This is a genomic window from Thiomicrorhabdus arctica DSM 13458, from assembly GCF_000381085.1.
Classification (GTDB): domain Bacteria; phylum Pseudomonadota; class Gammaproteobacteria; order Thiomicrospirales; family Thiomicrospiraceae; genus Thiomicrorhabdus; species Thiomicrorhabdus arctica.
In genome coordinates this window covers 1,432,381-1,446,300 of record NZ_KB905899.1, presented here as the reverse complement: position 1 = coordinate 1,446,300, position 13,920 = coordinate 1,432,381, and the positions used below count along the sequence as shown (strand labels likewise).

Sequence of the window (13,920 nt, the reverse complement as noted above, 5' to 3'; positions counted from 1 at the left end):
CTCAATGGCAATTAAATGTGGAATCGTTGGATTACCAAATGTTGGAAAATCAACGCTATTTAATGCATTAACCAATGCAGGAATTGAATCTGCTAACTACCCGTTCTGTACTATTGAACCGAATGTCGGTGTTGTGGCAGTTCCTGATGACCGTGAAGCGGCTTTGGCAGCAATCGTCATACCAGAACGAGTCATGTCTGCAACGGTAGATTTTATGGATATCGCGGGTTTGGTAGAGGGTGCTTCTAAAGGTGAGGGCCTAGGTAATAAATTCCTAGCGAATATACGTGAAACGGATGCGATCGTTCAAGTGGTTCGTTGTTTTGAAAATGATGATATTGTGCATGTTGCCGGTAAAGTAGATCCTATAAACGATATTGAAATCATCAATATGGAACTTGCATTAGCCGATATGGAATCCATCGACAAAGCGATTGCTAAAGTTAAGCGTATTGCTAACAGTGGTGACAAAGCTGCGGCAGCACGTTACGCTCTACTGGAAAAGGTATCAGAAAAGATTCAAGACGGCACATTGATCCGTCTCATGGGATTGACGGAAGAGGAGTTGTTGGAGCTTCAAGACTTACATCTGTTGACCGTTAAGCCGATGATGTATATTGCTAACGTTAATGAAGATGGCTTTGAAAATAATCCTCTGTTAGATGCCGTCACTGAATTAGCCACTAAACAAAACGCGATTGTCGTTGCGGTTTGTGCGGCACTTGAAGAAGAAATTGCTGAATTGGATGATGAAGACAAAGCGGATTTCTTAGAAGGGATGGGGCAAGATGAACCGGGTTTAAATCGTGTCATTCGCGCGGCCTACGAGTTACTCGGGTTGCAAACCTATTTTACGGCCGGTGTTAAAGAAGTACGCTCTTGGACGGTTAAGAAGGGCGCTACAGCACCTCAGGCCGCTGGCGTGATTCACTCTGACTTTGAAAAAGGTTTTATCCGTGCAGAGGTTACGGCCTATGAAGACTTTATTCAATTTAAAGGCGATGCCGGTTCCAAGACGGCCGGTAAGCAGCGTTTAGAAGGCAAAGAATATATTGTTAAAGACGGGGATGTCATGCATTTTCGTTTCAACGTCTAAATTTCGTTCTTCTAGAGTTCTTGGCTTGCTCCAATACGGCGTTTAAAAAATGATCACTTACATTTGTAAGCTCACATTTATTACCTTGTCTTGAAGCAATCCAAGAACCCAATAAGAATCAAATTACACTCTTTTTATGTAAATTGATTTCTTAGTTTAATATTTAAAGTTACCAGGCTTGGTCAATTGTAAAAAAAATCAAATAGTGATGCTATTTGGTTGACATATTTCTATCAGGTTCTATAATACGCGCACATTTGGCTACATAGCTCAGCTGGTTAGAGCACATCACTCATAATGATGGGGTCCCAGGTTCAAATCCCGGTGTAGCCACCATATTTTAAAAGCCCGCATTTACGTCTGTAAATGTGGGCTTTTTCGTTTCAACCATTATTGCCTTCATTCATCTATTTTATTCGATATCCTCTTTGCTTAAGTCTTAATAATCAGAGTTAGTGCTGTGCTGATAATATTGTTTCGTTTAGAATGTATAAGTGTCTTTAAATGAGCTCTCTTTACTCAGCTGTATCGTGTTGTAATGTTCTCATTCTTTTTGACTATTTCTGATGATTGATTGGTCCCGTAATGTCGTTTACAAAAAATGTATCAGTTCTTGTGGTTTTATTCATGCTCACCAGTTGCGGAGGTGGTGGTTCTTCTTCGTCTGTGAATAATGCGGCACCGGTCGCTGCCGATGATCGGTTTACATTGGATTCCTACGCCGCTTTTGAAGGGGACTTAGGTGCTAACGACACAATTAGTGTTGATGGAGGAAATGTCTGGGCATTGGCCACTGATCCTGCTCAAGGGCGTGTTGTCGTCAACAGTAATGGCCGTTTTACCTATTATCCGGCCCAAGGATTTGTGGGGAGTGTAACTTTTACTTATTCTTTGACCGATATCAATGGAGACATTAATGATGCGATAGTGACCTTATTGATTAGTCCAATAGAGGCTTTTAGTGATCCATTAATCAGTGATCAATGGTATTTAAAGAACACGGGTCAAGCAACCATTACAGGATCTGGCACTGCTGGTGCAGATATTGGAGTGTTTGCAGTGGGGAGTGTGCCTGCTAATAATAATGTGTTGGACTATGCCCAAGGGTATACCGGTAATGGAATTCAAATTGCCATTGTTGATACGGGGCTTGAGATACTACATGCTGATTTAAATTTGAATGTAATGTTGAATGGCTCTTATAATTTTTCTTACCCAAATAACACTAAAGGGTTGTTTGACCCAACAGCGACTAATACAAATGGGGATCATGGCACGGGTGTCGCCGGTTTAGCAGCCGCTCGTGGTGGAAATGGTATCGGTATTTGGGGGGTTGCTCCGAGTGCTGAATTGAAGGGGTTTAATTTTTTGGCCACGCAAGAATTTAATGAAGAGTTGGCCTCTCTTGGTTATAAACCATCCGCGGATACGTTTACAGGGCTAACCTCTACTGAGGTTGATATCTTCAATAAAAGCTATGGTCGTAACGCTATCCTTACACCAACCGGCAGTGCATTAGCCTACTACGACTCTTTAATTGGCGCCATGGAATGGGGAACTAATAATCTGCGTTCTGGGAAAGGGGCTATTTATGTTAAAGCTGGGGGTAATGAGTTTGGTGGAGGCAACGTTTTTACCACTACAGAATGTCAGCAAGCGATCGATAATAATTTAACTTGCTACAATGTAAATATGGAAACGGAACATGCCTCGCCTTTCGAAATAGTGATAGGGGCATTTAATGCGAATGATGTTCGAGCCAGTTATTCTAATACAGGATCCGCTTTATGGTTATCTGCACCAGGCGGAGATTCACCTTCTATATTGACGACGGATCAAAGTGGCTGTAGTAGTGGTTATAACAAAACGACAGTTGGCTACGATGTTAATTGTGATTACTTTGCAGGTTTCAACGGCACCTCAGCTGCCACGCCAATGGTCAGCGGGGCGGTTGCGCTATTATTAGAAGCAAACCCAGCTTTAAACTGGCGTGATATTAAACATATTTTAGCAACGACGGCTCGTCAAATTGATACAACACTTTCTAGTAAGACGTTACTGGTCGGCACGACTAATGTGACATTGGAGTCGGGTTGGGTGACGAATGTGGCAGGTTATAAGTATAGTAATGCTTATGGATTTGGCGCGTTAAATATTGATGCTGCCATCACCATGGCATTGCAGTGGAAAACGGGCTCCACCACTTTACCTGCATTGCAAACGGTTACCAAAGGGCCCTTTATATTGTCTACTAGTAACAACATTCCTGATAACAGTGCTGTGGGCTTAACTGAAACAACCAGTGTCGTTCAAACAAATGTTGCTGAAAGTGTAACTCTAACTCTGACTGTTGAAGGGCTGGATAATAATACAAATGGTTCAGCGGGCCATAATATCGATATCAGCGACTATCAAATCATTTTGAAGTCACCAGCAGGTACTGAAAGCATTTTGTTAACACCTTTTAATGCCTACCAACCACATTATGATATGACAGGCTTAAGCTTAATCAGTCACGCGTTCTATGGTGAATCTATGAATGGAGACTGGAAGCTTATCATCCGGGATTTAGATAATACTGTGGATGGCGTTGGACTTGGTAAACTGGCCAAATGGTCACTCAAATTTTATGGACATTAAATATGCTTACTAATCAAAATAAAACTCTACTACGTGCCTTTATACTGTTTTTTGGTCTATTGATAAGTTACCAGGCCTGGTCGTTTGGTGAGCCCTGTTTTGAAGTCGCTACCAAGGCAGGCGCGCAGACCTACCAACCTGAGCCAAAGCGTATTGCTAGCTTGTTATCACTTGCTCAGTTACCGAAAGAGTTTGAACTCACCTTACTGGAACGTAACGGTGCTTGGCATATTTATCAAACCACGAAGTCTTGGTTTTCGCCGGGAACGTGTGCACCTTTACAGAGAGAATATGAGGGTAAGGTTTATGACTTTATGCCTGTGTTATTGAATAAACAATCTGGTTCGAGTGCGGTGGTTATAGGCAGTTTGATTATTAAAACTTACCAAGAAGAAGACTTGTATACGATGGAATCGACTTATGGCTTTAAGATGCTGACGCAACTTCCAAACCCACGTATGGCGATATTTGATGTGAAGCCGACAACTTCATATGATGTGCTGTTAGAAACGTTGGAAAATGATAAGGACATTGAGTATGCAGTGCCTTTATTCAGTGAACCACGTTACCGAACTCGTTAGTAACCACTCTTTAGCTTTGGTTAAGATAGGGTTTAAGTCTGTTTGATGATAGCAAAGAGTGTTCCACGTGAATCATGTTTTAGCGGGCCGCATGAACGTTCTGTGAACAAAAAAGCCAGGTATTCAGTTGGATACCTGGTTTTTTTTGTTTCAACGGTAAGTCTTGATAGGAATAAACATAGCTTTTATTGGAATTCTATTGTTATAGATTCAATAGTTTACTTTGCTTTCGTTGATCATTTTATAGATATCGACGCGTTTTGGGTTGCCTAAAGCCTTTAGAGCCTGATTGAGCGAACGTTCTAAATTACCTGGATAAAACTCTTCTAGGGTTAAGCCGATAATAGGGTCGGCAATCTGTTCGCCCTTGCTGTTAAAAAACAGTGTCGTTGGTGCGACTTTAACGCCAAGGCTTGGGCCATAAGTTTTCATCTCAACATCATTGCCAGCAAAATCTTTCATCATCCAATGAGCTTTATCCAATAACAGTTGCTTAAACGCACCATACTTTTCTAAATCGGTAGTCACAAACAATGGCTCGAGAATGTTTTCTTCCAATTTCTTGCAGTAGTTACACCAAGTCGCCGTCGCAAAAATAACAATTGGCACTTTATTATTTTCAGCGACAACGGCGGTTTTTTGTAAGTCTACAGCGAGCGGCAAATACTCGCTGGCGTGGGCTTGTAAAGTTGTGAACGCAAGTATAGTGGAGATTAGGAGAGTGTTGAGTTGTCTGTTCATAATGATCCTTGGTTGCTACTCCTAGAGGGTCTAGTTTCACCGATTTATGACGTGTGTCTTTAAAGGCAACACGCACTTGGTTTGATATTAATAACGACGATAGGGCTGATGGTTTCCGCGGCAACGGCTACCACTCTCTTTCACAAAAACCTTAACGCCGATTAACTTCTCGTAAGAGCCATGTAAATTCTTGGTGTAATTTGAACCGCATGGCCAGTGGCCATCGCGCAACAGAGCAATCCGCTTACTTGAATTATAGCCTGGATTGTCTAAAGAGAGATATACCCCATTGCCATTTACGTCATAACTTAAGTAAGCGGTTTCGGTTGAAGTGTAGTGTTTCTTGGTATCTTCTAGAATCAATTCAATTTGTTTAGTTTCACCACGAGCGACTTGGTATGTGGCTTCCATCAGACGTTTACTGCGCTTGCCATGACGATATTCGCCACCTAAGAGATTAACCATAATGACATTGCCATCTTGTGGATGATTGTAGAGTTTTTCAAGCCGTCTACTTTCAACCATTTCTTGTTGAATGCGTAACTTACGTGCTTCGGCATCGGCTTTCATTTGTACCAGGCGTTGCTCTTCACGGTACTGTTGCTGTTTCAGTAGTAAAGCTTGACGTTCCTCTACTGTGAGGGCATTCCACTGAGTTTCATCCATGCCAAGTGGGTAAGGGCTGGCACAGGCACTGAGTAGTAACAGCAGCGAGGTCATTAAGAGCAGTTTTTTCATTTAAAGTCCTTTTTAAGGAAAAGCCTATTGTCGGTTAGATGTTCGTTAGAAATGTTTAAACGTATATCCAATCCTAATCATAAGTTTAGCTGACCTATTCAATCATGCTCAAAGAGTGTCCCATAGTTTATGCATGGCTTCTAGCGCTCTACGTAAACATTCAATCTTTAGTCATGAATAGTTCATTATCACGGCAGTGGATTTACAGGCTTGAAATCAAAATTGGCATGGATAAAAGGTTCAAAAAAGGGCGGTGAACACGCTTCTTGAATAGTTTACTGTTCTAGAGGGCTTACTTTTTAATAATAAAGTAAGCCCCGAAAACGACCAGTACGACTTGTAACCAACTTTCATTAATCCACTCTTGATTGACCAGGCCTGGTAACAATGCAAATAGGATAATCAGTACGCCAATAGTGCGATTACGCTGAGCGGTCGTTTGCGCTTCAATCTGTTTCTCTAACCGAGCGATCTGATCTGATTGTTGATGTATGTCGATGTGCGCTAGTTTGTTTAAACTGGCATGCAGTAACCCAGGCAATTCGGGAGCTTGTTCAATCCAGAAAGGCAGATTCGCTTTAATGTTTTTGACCAGACCTTTTGGACCCACTCGCTCTTGCATCCAATCTTCTAAGAAAGGTTTAGCGGTATCCCAAAGATCGAGTTCATCATCTAACTGTCGCCCCAAACCTTCAATGTTCAACAGGGTTTTTTGCAGCAATACCAACTGTGGTTGAACTTCCATGCCAAAACGACGAGCGGTTTGGAAAAGGCGCATTAACACTAAACCGAAAGAGATGTCTTTGAGCGGGCGATCCCAGATAGGTTCGCAGACAGAACGAATCGCCGATTCAAACTCGTTAACACGCGTGCCTTTTGGTACCCATTCAGATTCAATGTGCAGTTCAGAGACACGCAGATAATCACGATTAAAGAACGCTAAAAAGTTCTCTGCCAAGTAACGTTGGTCATCCGGCGCCAGCGTACCCATAATGCCGAAGTCGATGGCGGCATAACGGCCATCTGGCAGAACAAAGATATTGCCGGGATGCATATCGGCATGAAAAAAGTTGTGCTTAAAGACTTGGGTAAAGAAGATGACGACACCTTTTGCCGATAGATCTGTTAAATCGATTCCGGCTTCGATCAATTTTTCAGTCTCACTGATGCGAATCCCGTAGATACGTTCCATAGTCATTACGCTTTGACTGGTGTGTGACCAATAGATTTCAGGGACATAAAGCAGATCAGAGTCTTCAAAGTTACGTCTAAGCTGAGTGGCATTGGCGGCTTCGCGCATCATGTCGAGTTCATCAAGAATGGTTTTTTCAAACTCAGCAACCACTTCGACCGGGTGGAGGCGTTTAGCGATTTGCACAGCCGCTTCAAACAATTTGGCGAGACCAAACATAATGGCGACATCTTGTTCGATGATGGGTTTGATGTCTGGCCTGACGACCTTAACAATGACTTTTGTACCGGTGTGAAGGGTTGCGGCATGAACTTGCGCAATAGACGCGGATGCCATCGGAATCGGATCGAATTCGGCAAACGCCTCTTCGACTGTTTGTTTCAGCCCTTCTTCAATCAACTGTTTCGAATGTACTTCATCAAATGGCGGACAGTCGTCCTGCAATTTAACCAACTCTATCGAAATGTCGTGGGGCAAGAGATCTTTACGTGTAGAGAGTGCTTGACCCAATTTAATGAAAATAGGGCCAAGTTCTTCCAGTGCCAGACGGATTTGTTCACCCCGGCCAGCAACGGATTTTTTACGCCAGTTCCACGGAAAAATAAGATTCAGCCATATTAACCAGCTATATTTGGTCTCGGTTAAAACCATCTTATCGATTTGATAATAGGTTAAAACGCGATTGATCTTAATCATGCGGAAAAATTGTTTAATTGGCTTCATGCTGAATAATCTTTTAGTATCTAGTTAAATGTCTGGTTAAGAGGACGGCTAAATGGTTTTTAAGTGTGGTGTCATGTTTTTGTGAGCAAGGCCTCAATGCGTAAAGCCAACTGGTCAATTTCATCCTGGGTTTGTTGCACTTGCTGTACAAAGCGTTTCACTTGGCTTTGAGTTGGTAAGGCATTAATCTCAAACTGTAGATACTCTTTAACTGTTTCGCCAAGGTTGTTTTTGGTGGTTTGTTTTTGTTCAAAAAAACTGCGAATGCCATGGCCGATTTTAAAAGCAACTAAATCGCCCGTATAATGCGACAGGTGCTCTTCCCAATCAATATCTAGGCCGCAAAGCCCGTCGATAAATTGCATAGCAAGGTCGGTATCACCTTCCATCAAACTCGTGGGTAACGTTCGGTTTAACGGCAAGCTCATGAAATCAAACAAAGTACATTCTAAAGCGGCATCAGGCTCGCCAGTCAACTGATTTTGCACGCTGACCATATAGCTGGTAAACAAAAAATACACAGGCGAGGTGACCGGCGTCAAAGTGACCTTAATCACCTTATCTTCCAATCCTTTAAAAGCTTGCCCTTGCTCTTCATCTAAACGAATAGCCGTATTTAAAACCGATTCAATGGTTTTCGATAAAGAAATATTCACCAGGCCTGGTTGTTTGCTCATAGTTAAACTCTTGTCGTAAGGTTTGATAACGTAATAGATTGATAAGGTTAATAGATTCAGAAAGCTCTTAAAGCCGGGAAGTCGAGGCTGAAAAAGGGAGTGTACAAATGTACTCGACCGTTTCTAACGAAGAGGTTCCGGGTTTTAAGGGCTTGTCTGGACTATTAGTACTTCCAGCCTCTGTGTAAGGCCACTATCCCCTCGGACATGTTTAGATATTCCACCTTATCAAATCCGGCATCTAACATCATCTGCTTAAGGGTTTCTTGATCTGGATGCATACGAATCGACTCGGCTAAATACTGGTAACTGTCTTCATCATTGGCAATTAATTTGCCCATTTTAGGCAGTATATTAAAGGAATAAAAATCATAGAACTTCGCTAACAGCGGCTGTGTGACTTTAGAAAACTCTAAAATCATTAGCTGGCCGCCAGGCTTTAAGACGCGGTAAAGTTCTTCAAGTGCTTTGTCTTTATTGGTGACGTTACGCAGACCGAAAGCGATGGTGCACACATCAAAGGTATTGTCTGGGAATGCTAAGGCTTCGGCATTGGTAATGGTGTATTCAACATTACCCGCGATGCCTGCATTAATTAAACGATCACGGCCAACACGCACCATGCTTTCGTTAATATCCGCTAACACCACACGCCCCGTTTTACCGACGCGTTTGGCAAATTCTTTGGTTAAATCACCGGTACCTCCCGCTAAATCCAATACTACATTACCAGGGCGTATGCCGCTGAGTTCAATAGTGTGGCGTTTCCATAGACGGTGTACTCCCATCGACATAACATCGTTCATTATGTCGTAATTACTTGAGACTGAGTCAAATACGCCTTTGACCTTTTTGACTTTTTCTTCTAACGGAACTTCCGCAAAACCGAAATCGATGGTTGGTTTGTTTTGACTCATAATCTGAACTCTTTAGTTACGTTTTGATTCGTATTCAGCAATGCTTAACGATTCTCTTGTTTGAGTTTATCTAACTCAGGATGTTGATGGCCAGCACGCATTAAGCGGCGTAGATAATCGACCCAGTAGTCTTGTTGGTTTTTACCGAGGTCATACAACCGTTTCCAAGTATAAATACCGCTGTCATGACCATCGCTAAAGTGTAGTTTTACGGCATAGTTTCCGACTGGCGTGATGTCTTCAATTGACACATCTTGCTTACCAACCTGCAGAACTTCTTGGCCTGGCGCATGACCTGTGACATCAGCGGATTGTGAATAAACACGCAGATATTCACAGCTTAACTCAAAGGTCTCACCACTGTCGAAATGAATCTCGAGTTTGCGCGAAACTTGGTGTAATTTTAGTTCGGTTAGGTTTGGAGTCGTTGTCATACTGTTCAGCTACTCTTTTTTAGTGTTTCAGCGATTTATCTATTAGAAGACGTCTGTTACAGAATGTACTGTGATAAATCTTGATTCACAGCCAATTCGCCTAGGCGTTCTTCAACAAACTCAGCGGTAATCTCTACCTGTGTGCCAGACATGTTGGGTGCATCAAATGATATCTCTTCTAGTAAACGTTCCAATACCGTGTGTAAACGACGCGCACCAATGTTCTCGGTGCCTTCATTGACGTCAAAGGCAATTTGCGCCAAACGTTGAATGCCCGCGTCGGTAAACCTTAAATCAACCCCTTCTGTTTTTAACAGAGCGATGGCTTGACGTGTTAAAGAAGCGGTTGGTTCAGTGAGAATGCGGACAAAGTCTTCTACTCGTAAAGACTTCAGTTCAACTCGAATCGGTAAGCGACCTTGTAGTTCTGGAATAAGGTCAGAAGGTTTGGCAACATGGAACGCACCAGATGCAATAAATAAAATATGATCCGTTTTAATCGTGCCATATTTTGTCGAAACAGTACAACCTTCTATCAATGGCAGTAAGTCGCGTTGCACACCTTCACGGGAGACCCCTCCGCTATTTTCATTGCCTTTGGCCACTTTATCGATTTCATCAATAAAGACAATGCCGTTTTGCTCGACATTTTCAATCGCCAGGGCTTTAATGTCTTCATCTTTTACGAGGCGCGAGGCTTCTTCTTCAATCAAGGCTTTTAGGGCATTTTTAATCGATAATTTACGCTTCTCTTTTTTAGTTTGCCCTAAACCTTCAAACATACCTTGAAGTTGTTGTGTCATCTCTTCCATGCCAGGTGCGCCCATGATTTCAACATGCGCAGGCGCGGCACTTAAGTCTAATTCAATCTCTTTATCATCCAAGTCACCTTCACGCAAACGCTTACGAAATTTCTGACGAGTTTCAGCCATAGTGCCATGACTCTCCTCCTCTCGACCTCGTGCAGGCGGTAATAAAATGTCCAATATGCGTTCTTCAGCCGTGTCTTCGGCTTTGCGTTGCACACTTTTCATCGCGTGTTCACGGGTAATTTTCATGGCGTTTTCGACTAAGTCACGAATAATCGAGTCGACGTCGCGACCGACATAACCAACTTCAGTAAATTTTGTCGCTTCAATCTTTAAGAAGGGGGCATTGGTTAATTTTGCCAGCCGACGAGCAATTTCAGTTTTACCGACCCCTGTGGGTCCAATCATTAAAATGTTTTTGGGCGTGACTTCTTGGCGTAAGGCTTCGGGCAGTTGGTTACGGCGCCAGCGATTACGCAGAGCAATGGCAACGGCACGCTTGGCTTCTGCCTGGCCAACAATATGGGCATCTAGACTGTGAACAATTTCATTAGGGGTCATCATTTACATTATCCTTCAAACGCTTACGTAGACTAATTTATACCAAACTTATGCAAAGTGATAAATTCTGTGAAGACACATTATAAAGTAAAAGGCGATATTTTGCGTGTTGATGGTTTGCGTATTGCGGTTTTGCATGCTAAATTCATAGTAACCCATAATAATCTGTGGGTTGCGATACAAAGAACCCAAACCAAACATGAATGAGAAGAAGAAAACCGCATCGTGATGACACTTAATTTTACAAAAATGCACGGCCTTGGAAACGATTTTATGGTGATTGATGCCATTGGACAAAAGATCGAGTTTTCAGCCGATAAGATCCGCCAATGGTCGGATAGACACTTTGGCATTGGCTTTGATCAGCTGTTGGTCGTGGAACAAGCGATGCAGATGGGTGTGGATTTTCGCTATCGAATTTTTAATGCGGATGGCTCAGAGGTTCAGCAATGTGGTAATGGTGCACGCTGTTTTGCGCGTTTTGTGCATGACAAAGGCTTGACGGATAAAACAGAGATTCAAGTCGAAACGGCCTCTGGAGTAATTGTGCTTTATATTGAAGACGATGGTCTTGTACGTGTGAATATGGGCGCACCCAATTTTAATCCGGCCAGTTTGCCTTTTAGTCAAACAGAGCAGCAGGATCATTATTCAGTGGATGTGGGGGGGCAAAAAATCTCTTTAGGCGCGGTGTCAATGGGTAATCCGCATGCACTTGTTTTGGTCAATGATATTCAGTCCGCTCCCGTAGAAGCTTTGGGTGAGGCGTTAGAGTCACATGCGCTTTTTCCAGAGCGTGTAAATGTCGGGTTTGCACAGATCATCGATCCGACCCATATTAAACTGCGCGTCTATGAACGCGGGGCTGCGGAAACTTTAGCGTGCGGGACAGGTGCTTGTGCGGCAGTGGCCGTTTTGAAAAAATGGGGATTGCTCGCGGATCAGGTTAATGTGAGCTTGCCCGGTGGCGATTTAGTCATTCGTTGGAGTGGTGACATGGATTCACCCCTTTGGATGAGTGGCCCGACGGTTACGGTTTTTGAAGGGAGTTTAGAGGTATGAGTAATACCGCATTACACGCTGAAGATATTGCCAACTATTTAGATAAAAATCGAACTTTTTTTCATGTTTTTCCGAATTTATTGGACGAGTTAAGTCTACCGCACCCTAAAAGTGGTAAAGCCGTTTCGTTACTGGAACGCCAAGTTTATCAATTGCGGGAACAACGCGATGGCTTACAGATAGAAGTCGATGGGTTAATGGATGTGGCGGGCGAAAATAGTCTGTTGTTCCAGAAGGTACAAGACTTTACCAAAGCACTGATGGCGACCCAAACCGATCAGCAAGCAGTGGATTGTATCTATGAATATATGGGGGGGCTGTTTGACGTAGATTACATTTCCTTGGTCACATGGGACGTGCCCAAAGTCAGTTTGAGAGGGGTCAGTCAATTAGGCGTCAGTCAAACTTGGTCTGAAACCTTGAAAAGCCGTATGCGCGCCAATCAACCGGCATGTGGTTTATTAGAAAAAGAGTGGCAAAATGGTTTGTTTCATACGCAAGATCCAATGACTTCGGTTTGTGTTTTACCCTTGGGCACGGATAACGTTTGGGGTGTCTTGGCATTAGGCAGCCAAACCGAGCGTTTTCATCCAAGTTTAGGCACCTATTTTTTAAAAATGATGGCTGAGTTAGTGACGGCTAAAATGAATCACCTTTTTTAAAGTTGATGTAGATGCAATTAAACGACTATCTAAGGCAGTTGCAATCACAGAATAAATCGGTGCATACGGTCTCCAATTATCAGCGTGATATTGAAGCCTTTTTGGGGTTTTATCTGTCGGGGGAGTTGTTGTCTGAAACCGATGTGAGTGAAAACTCTTTCTTAACGGCGGTTGAGTATCAAAATTCACTGGTTAAAAACTTTTCTGAGTGGCAAAGCATTGATTCGGAGACCATTCGCGCTTTTTTAGCTTTTCGGGTTCAAAACGGTATCAGTGCCAGAACCCTTGCCAGACAGTTGTCGGCAATTCGCTCTTTTTATGATTATCTATTATTTGAAAACCAAGTCATTAAAAATCCCGCTAAGGGCTTAAAAGCACCGAAGCAACCCCAACCTTTGCCGAAAAGTTTGGATGTCGATTTGACGCAGAGGCTGTTAGAGCAACCCTTAGAGACTTGGCAAGATGTTCGAGATCAGGCTATTTTCGAGCTGCTGTACTCTGCTGGCTTAAGAGTTTCAGAATGCGCTGAATTGGACCTGTCACCAGGCCTGGATGAAATGCAGTCAGGTTGGGTCCGTGTTTTGGGAAAAGGTATGAAAGAGCGCCTTGCACCCGTTGGTTCAAAAGCGTTACAAGCGATTCAAATGTGGTTACAGATTAGAGATCAGCATGCTGCAGCCATTGAACAAGCCGTTTTTGTCAATCAGCGTGGTGGGCGGTTAAGTGTGCGTTCTATCCAAAATCAGCTTGATAAACGCACTTTGCAAGCCGGTCTGCCGACTAAAATGTCACCTCACCGATTAAGACATGCCTGTGCCACACATGTATTGGAGTCCAGTGGCGACCTGCGTGCTGTACAGGAGATTTTAGGCCACGCGAATCTTTCTACGACTCAAATATATACCAAGCTGGATTTGCAACATCTCGCACAAGTCTATGATCAAGCCCATCCTCGAGCCAAAAAGAAAAACTCTTAATTTAAATTCTTTAAGGAAAACGACGCAAGAAAAAACGAATCCTATCGAATCGCCAGGCGTTTTCATTTAAAATAGCCAGCATTAAGCCAAATCAAGTCAATCGGACAATA

Annotated in this window: 14 protein-coding genes and 1 tRNA gene; 8 read left to right on the top strand and 7 right to left on the bottom strand. The window is 43.0% G+C overall.

Going from position 1 to position 13,920, the window contains the following annotated elements; genetic code table 11:
• Positions 1-4: 4 nt before the first annotated feature.
• The 4 genes from ychF to F612_RS0106705 all read left to right on the top strand — a co-directional run bounded on the left by ychF (position 5) and on the right by F612_RS0106705 (position 4,317).
• On the top strand, positions 5-1,096 hold the full coding sequence (ychF, locus tag F612_RS0106720) for a redox-regulated ATPase YchF (protein ID WP_019556994.1): 1,092 nt from the start codon (positions 5-7) through the stop codon (positions 1,094-1,096).
• A gap of 259 nt (positions 1,097-1,355) precedes the next feature.
• Positions 1,356-1,432: transfer RNA gene (locus F612_RS0106715), tRNA-Met, on the top strand.
• Between the two features lie 249 nt (positions 1,433-1,681).
• Positions 1,682-3,736 (top strand): S8 family serine peptidase, encoded by a 2,055-nt coding sequence (locus F612_RS0106710; protein ID WP_019556993.1) that lies wholly within the window; start codon positions 1,682-1,684, stop codon positions 3,734-3,736.
• A gap of 2 nt (positions 3,737-3,738) precedes the next feature.
• Positions 3,739-4,317: a hypothetical protein gene (locus F612_RS0106705; protein WP_033394407.1), complete on the top strand. Its 579-nt coding sequence runs from the start codon at positions 3,739-3,741 to the stop codon at positions 4,315-4,317.
• A gap of 210 nt (positions 4,318-4,527) precedes the next feature.
• On the opposite strand, the gene F612_RS0106700 is transcribed toward F612_RS0106705, so the two are convergent.
• The 7 genes from F612_RS0106700 to hslU form a co-directional block, all read right to left on the bottom strand.
• Entirely contained in the window at positions 4,528-5,058 is a 531-nt protein-coding gene (locus F612_RS0106700) for a thioredoxin fold domain-containing protein (RefSeq protein ID WP_019556991.1), read from the bottom strand.
• 87 nt (positions 5,059-5,145) lie between these two features.
• Positions 5,146-5,796 carry a hypothetical protein gene (locus tag F612_RS12955; protein WP_019556990.1) on the bottom strand — a complete coding sequence of 217 codons (651 nt, stop codon included), beginning with the start codon at positions 5,794-5,796 and terminating at the stop codon, positions 5,146-5,148.
• 292 nt (positions 5,797-6,088) lie between these two features.
• Positions 6,089-7,711 carry a ubiquinone biosynthesis regulatory protein kinase UbiB gene (gene ubiB / locus F612_RS0106690; RefSeq protein WP_019556989.1) on the bottom strand — a complete coding sequence of 541 codons (1,623 nt, stop codon included), beginning with the start codon at positions 7,709-7,711 and terminating at the stop codon, positions 6,089-6,091.
• Between the two features lie 71 nt (positions 7,712-7,782).
• Positions 7,783-8,388, bottom strand: a complete 606-nt coding sequence (locus F612_RS12950; RefSeq protein WP_019556988.1) for a ubiquinone biosynthesis accessory factor UbiJ — start codon at positions 8,386-8,388, stop codon at positions 7,783-7,785.
• A 164-nt stretch (positions 8,389-8,552) separates the two neighbouring features.
• On the bottom strand, positions 8,553-9,305 hold the full coding sequence (gene ubiE, locus F612_RS0106680) for a bifunctional demethylmenaquinone methyltransferase/2-methoxy-6-polyprenyl-1,4-benzoquinol methylase UbiE (RefSeq protein ID WP_019556987.1): 753 nt from the start codon (positions 9,303-9,305) through the stop codon (positions 8,553-8,555).
• A 44-nt stretch (positions 9,306-9,349) separates the two neighbouring features.
• A complete protein-coding gene (locus tag F612_RS0106675; RefSeq protein ID WP_019556986.1) occupies positions 9,350-9,739 on the bottom strand; it encodes a gamma-butyrobetaine hydroxylase-like domain-containing protein in 390 nt (129 codons plus the stop codon).
• Positions 9,740-9,795: 56 nt separating this feature from the next.
• Positions 9,796-11,112: an ATP-dependent protease ATPase subunit HslU gene (gene hslU / locus F612_RS0106670; RefSeq protein ID WP_019556985.1), complete on the bottom strand. Its 1,317-nt coding sequence runs from the start codon at positions 11,110-11,112 to the stop codon at positions 9,796-9,798.
• A 66-nt stretch (positions 11,113-11,178) separates the two neighbouring features.
• On the opposite strand from hslU, the gene F612_RS13220 reads away from it, so the two are divergent.
• From F612_RS13220 to F612_RS0106650, 4 genes are read left to right on the top strand one after another with little or no spacing between them, the layout of a single operon-like run.
• Entirely contained in the window at positions 11,179-11,316 is a 138-nt protein-coding gene (locus F612_RS13220; RefSeq protein ID WP_019556984.1) for a hypothetical protein, read from the top strand.
• A gap of 21 nt (positions 11,317-11,337) precedes the next feature.
• Entirely contained in the window at positions 11,338-12,171 is an 834-nt protein-coding gene (gene dapF, locus F612_RS0106660) for a diaminopimelate epimerase (protein ID WP_026329672.1), read from the top strand.
• Complete coding sequence (locus F612_RS0106655) at positions 12,168-12,833, top strand: DUF484 family protein (protein WP_019556982.1); 666 nt, start codon at positions 12,168-12,170, stop codon at positions 12,831-12,833. Before dapF ends, F612_RS0106655 begins: the two co-directional genes overlap by 4 nt.
• An 11-nt stretch (positions 12,834-12,844) precedes the next feature.
• Positions 12,845-13,810, top strand: a complete 966-nt coding sequence (locus tag F612_RS0106650; RefSeq protein WP_019556981.1) for a tyrosine recombinase XerC — start codon at positions 12,845-12,847, stop codon at positions 13,808-13,810.
• Positions 13,811-13,920 lie beyond the last annotated feature (110 nt).

What these genes read in the sequence shown, in the direction of transcription:
- dapF (WP_026329672.1), top strand. Translation starts at nt 11,338, where the DNA reads ATGACACTTAATTTTACAAAAATGCACGGCCTTGGAAACGATTTTATG.
- hslU (WP_019556985.1), bottom strand. Translation starts at nt 11,112, where the DNA reads ATGATGACCCCTAATGAAATTGTTCACAGTCTAGATGCCCATATTGTT.
- F612_RS0106675 (WP_019556986.1), bottom strand. Translation starts at nt 9,739, where the DNA reads ATGACAACGACTCCAAACCTAACCGAACTAAAATTACACCAAGTTTCG.
- ychF (WP_019556994.1), top strand. Translation starts at nt 5, where the DNA reads ATGGCAATTAAATGTGGAATCGTTGGATTACCAAATGTTGGAAAATCA.
- F612_RS0106700 (WP_019556991.1), bottom strand. Translation starts at nt 5,058, where the DNA reads ATGAACAGACAACTCAACACTCTCCTAATCTCCACTATACTTGCGTTC.
- ubiB (WP_019556989.1), bottom strand. Translation starts at nt 7,711, where the DNA reads ATGAAGCCAATTAAACAATTTTTCCGCATGATTAAGATCAATCGCGTT.
- F612_RS12955 (WP_019556990.1), bottom strand. Translation starts at nt 5,796, where the DNA reads ATGAAAAAACTGCTCTTAATGACCTCGCTGCTGTTACTACTCAGTGCC.
- F612_RS12950 (WP_019556988.1), bottom strand. Translation starts at nt 8,388, where the DNA reads ATGAGCAAACAACCAGGCCTGGTGAATATTTCTTTATCGAAAACCATT.
- F612_RS0106650 (WP_019556981.1), top strand. Translation starts at nt 12,845, where the DNA reads ATGCAATTAAACGACTATCTAAGGCAGTTGCAATCACAGAATAAATCG.
- F612_RS0106710 (WP_019556993.1), top strand. Translation starts at nt 1,682, where the DNA reads ATGTCGTTTACAAAAAATGTATCAGTTCTTGTGGTTTTATTCATGCTC.
- ubiE (WP_019556987.1), bottom strand. Translation starts at nt 9,305, where the DNA reads ATGAGTCAAAACAAACCAACCATCGATTTCGGTTTTGCGGAAGTTCCG.
- F612_RS0106655 (WP_019556982.1), top strand. Translation starts at nt 12,168, where the DNA reads ATGAGTAATACCGCATTACACGCTGAAGATATTGCCAACTATTTAGAT.
- F612_RS0106705 (WP_033394407.1), top strand. Translation starts at nt 3,739, where the DNA reads ATGCTTACTAATCAAAATAAAACTCTACTACGTGCCTTTATACTGTTT.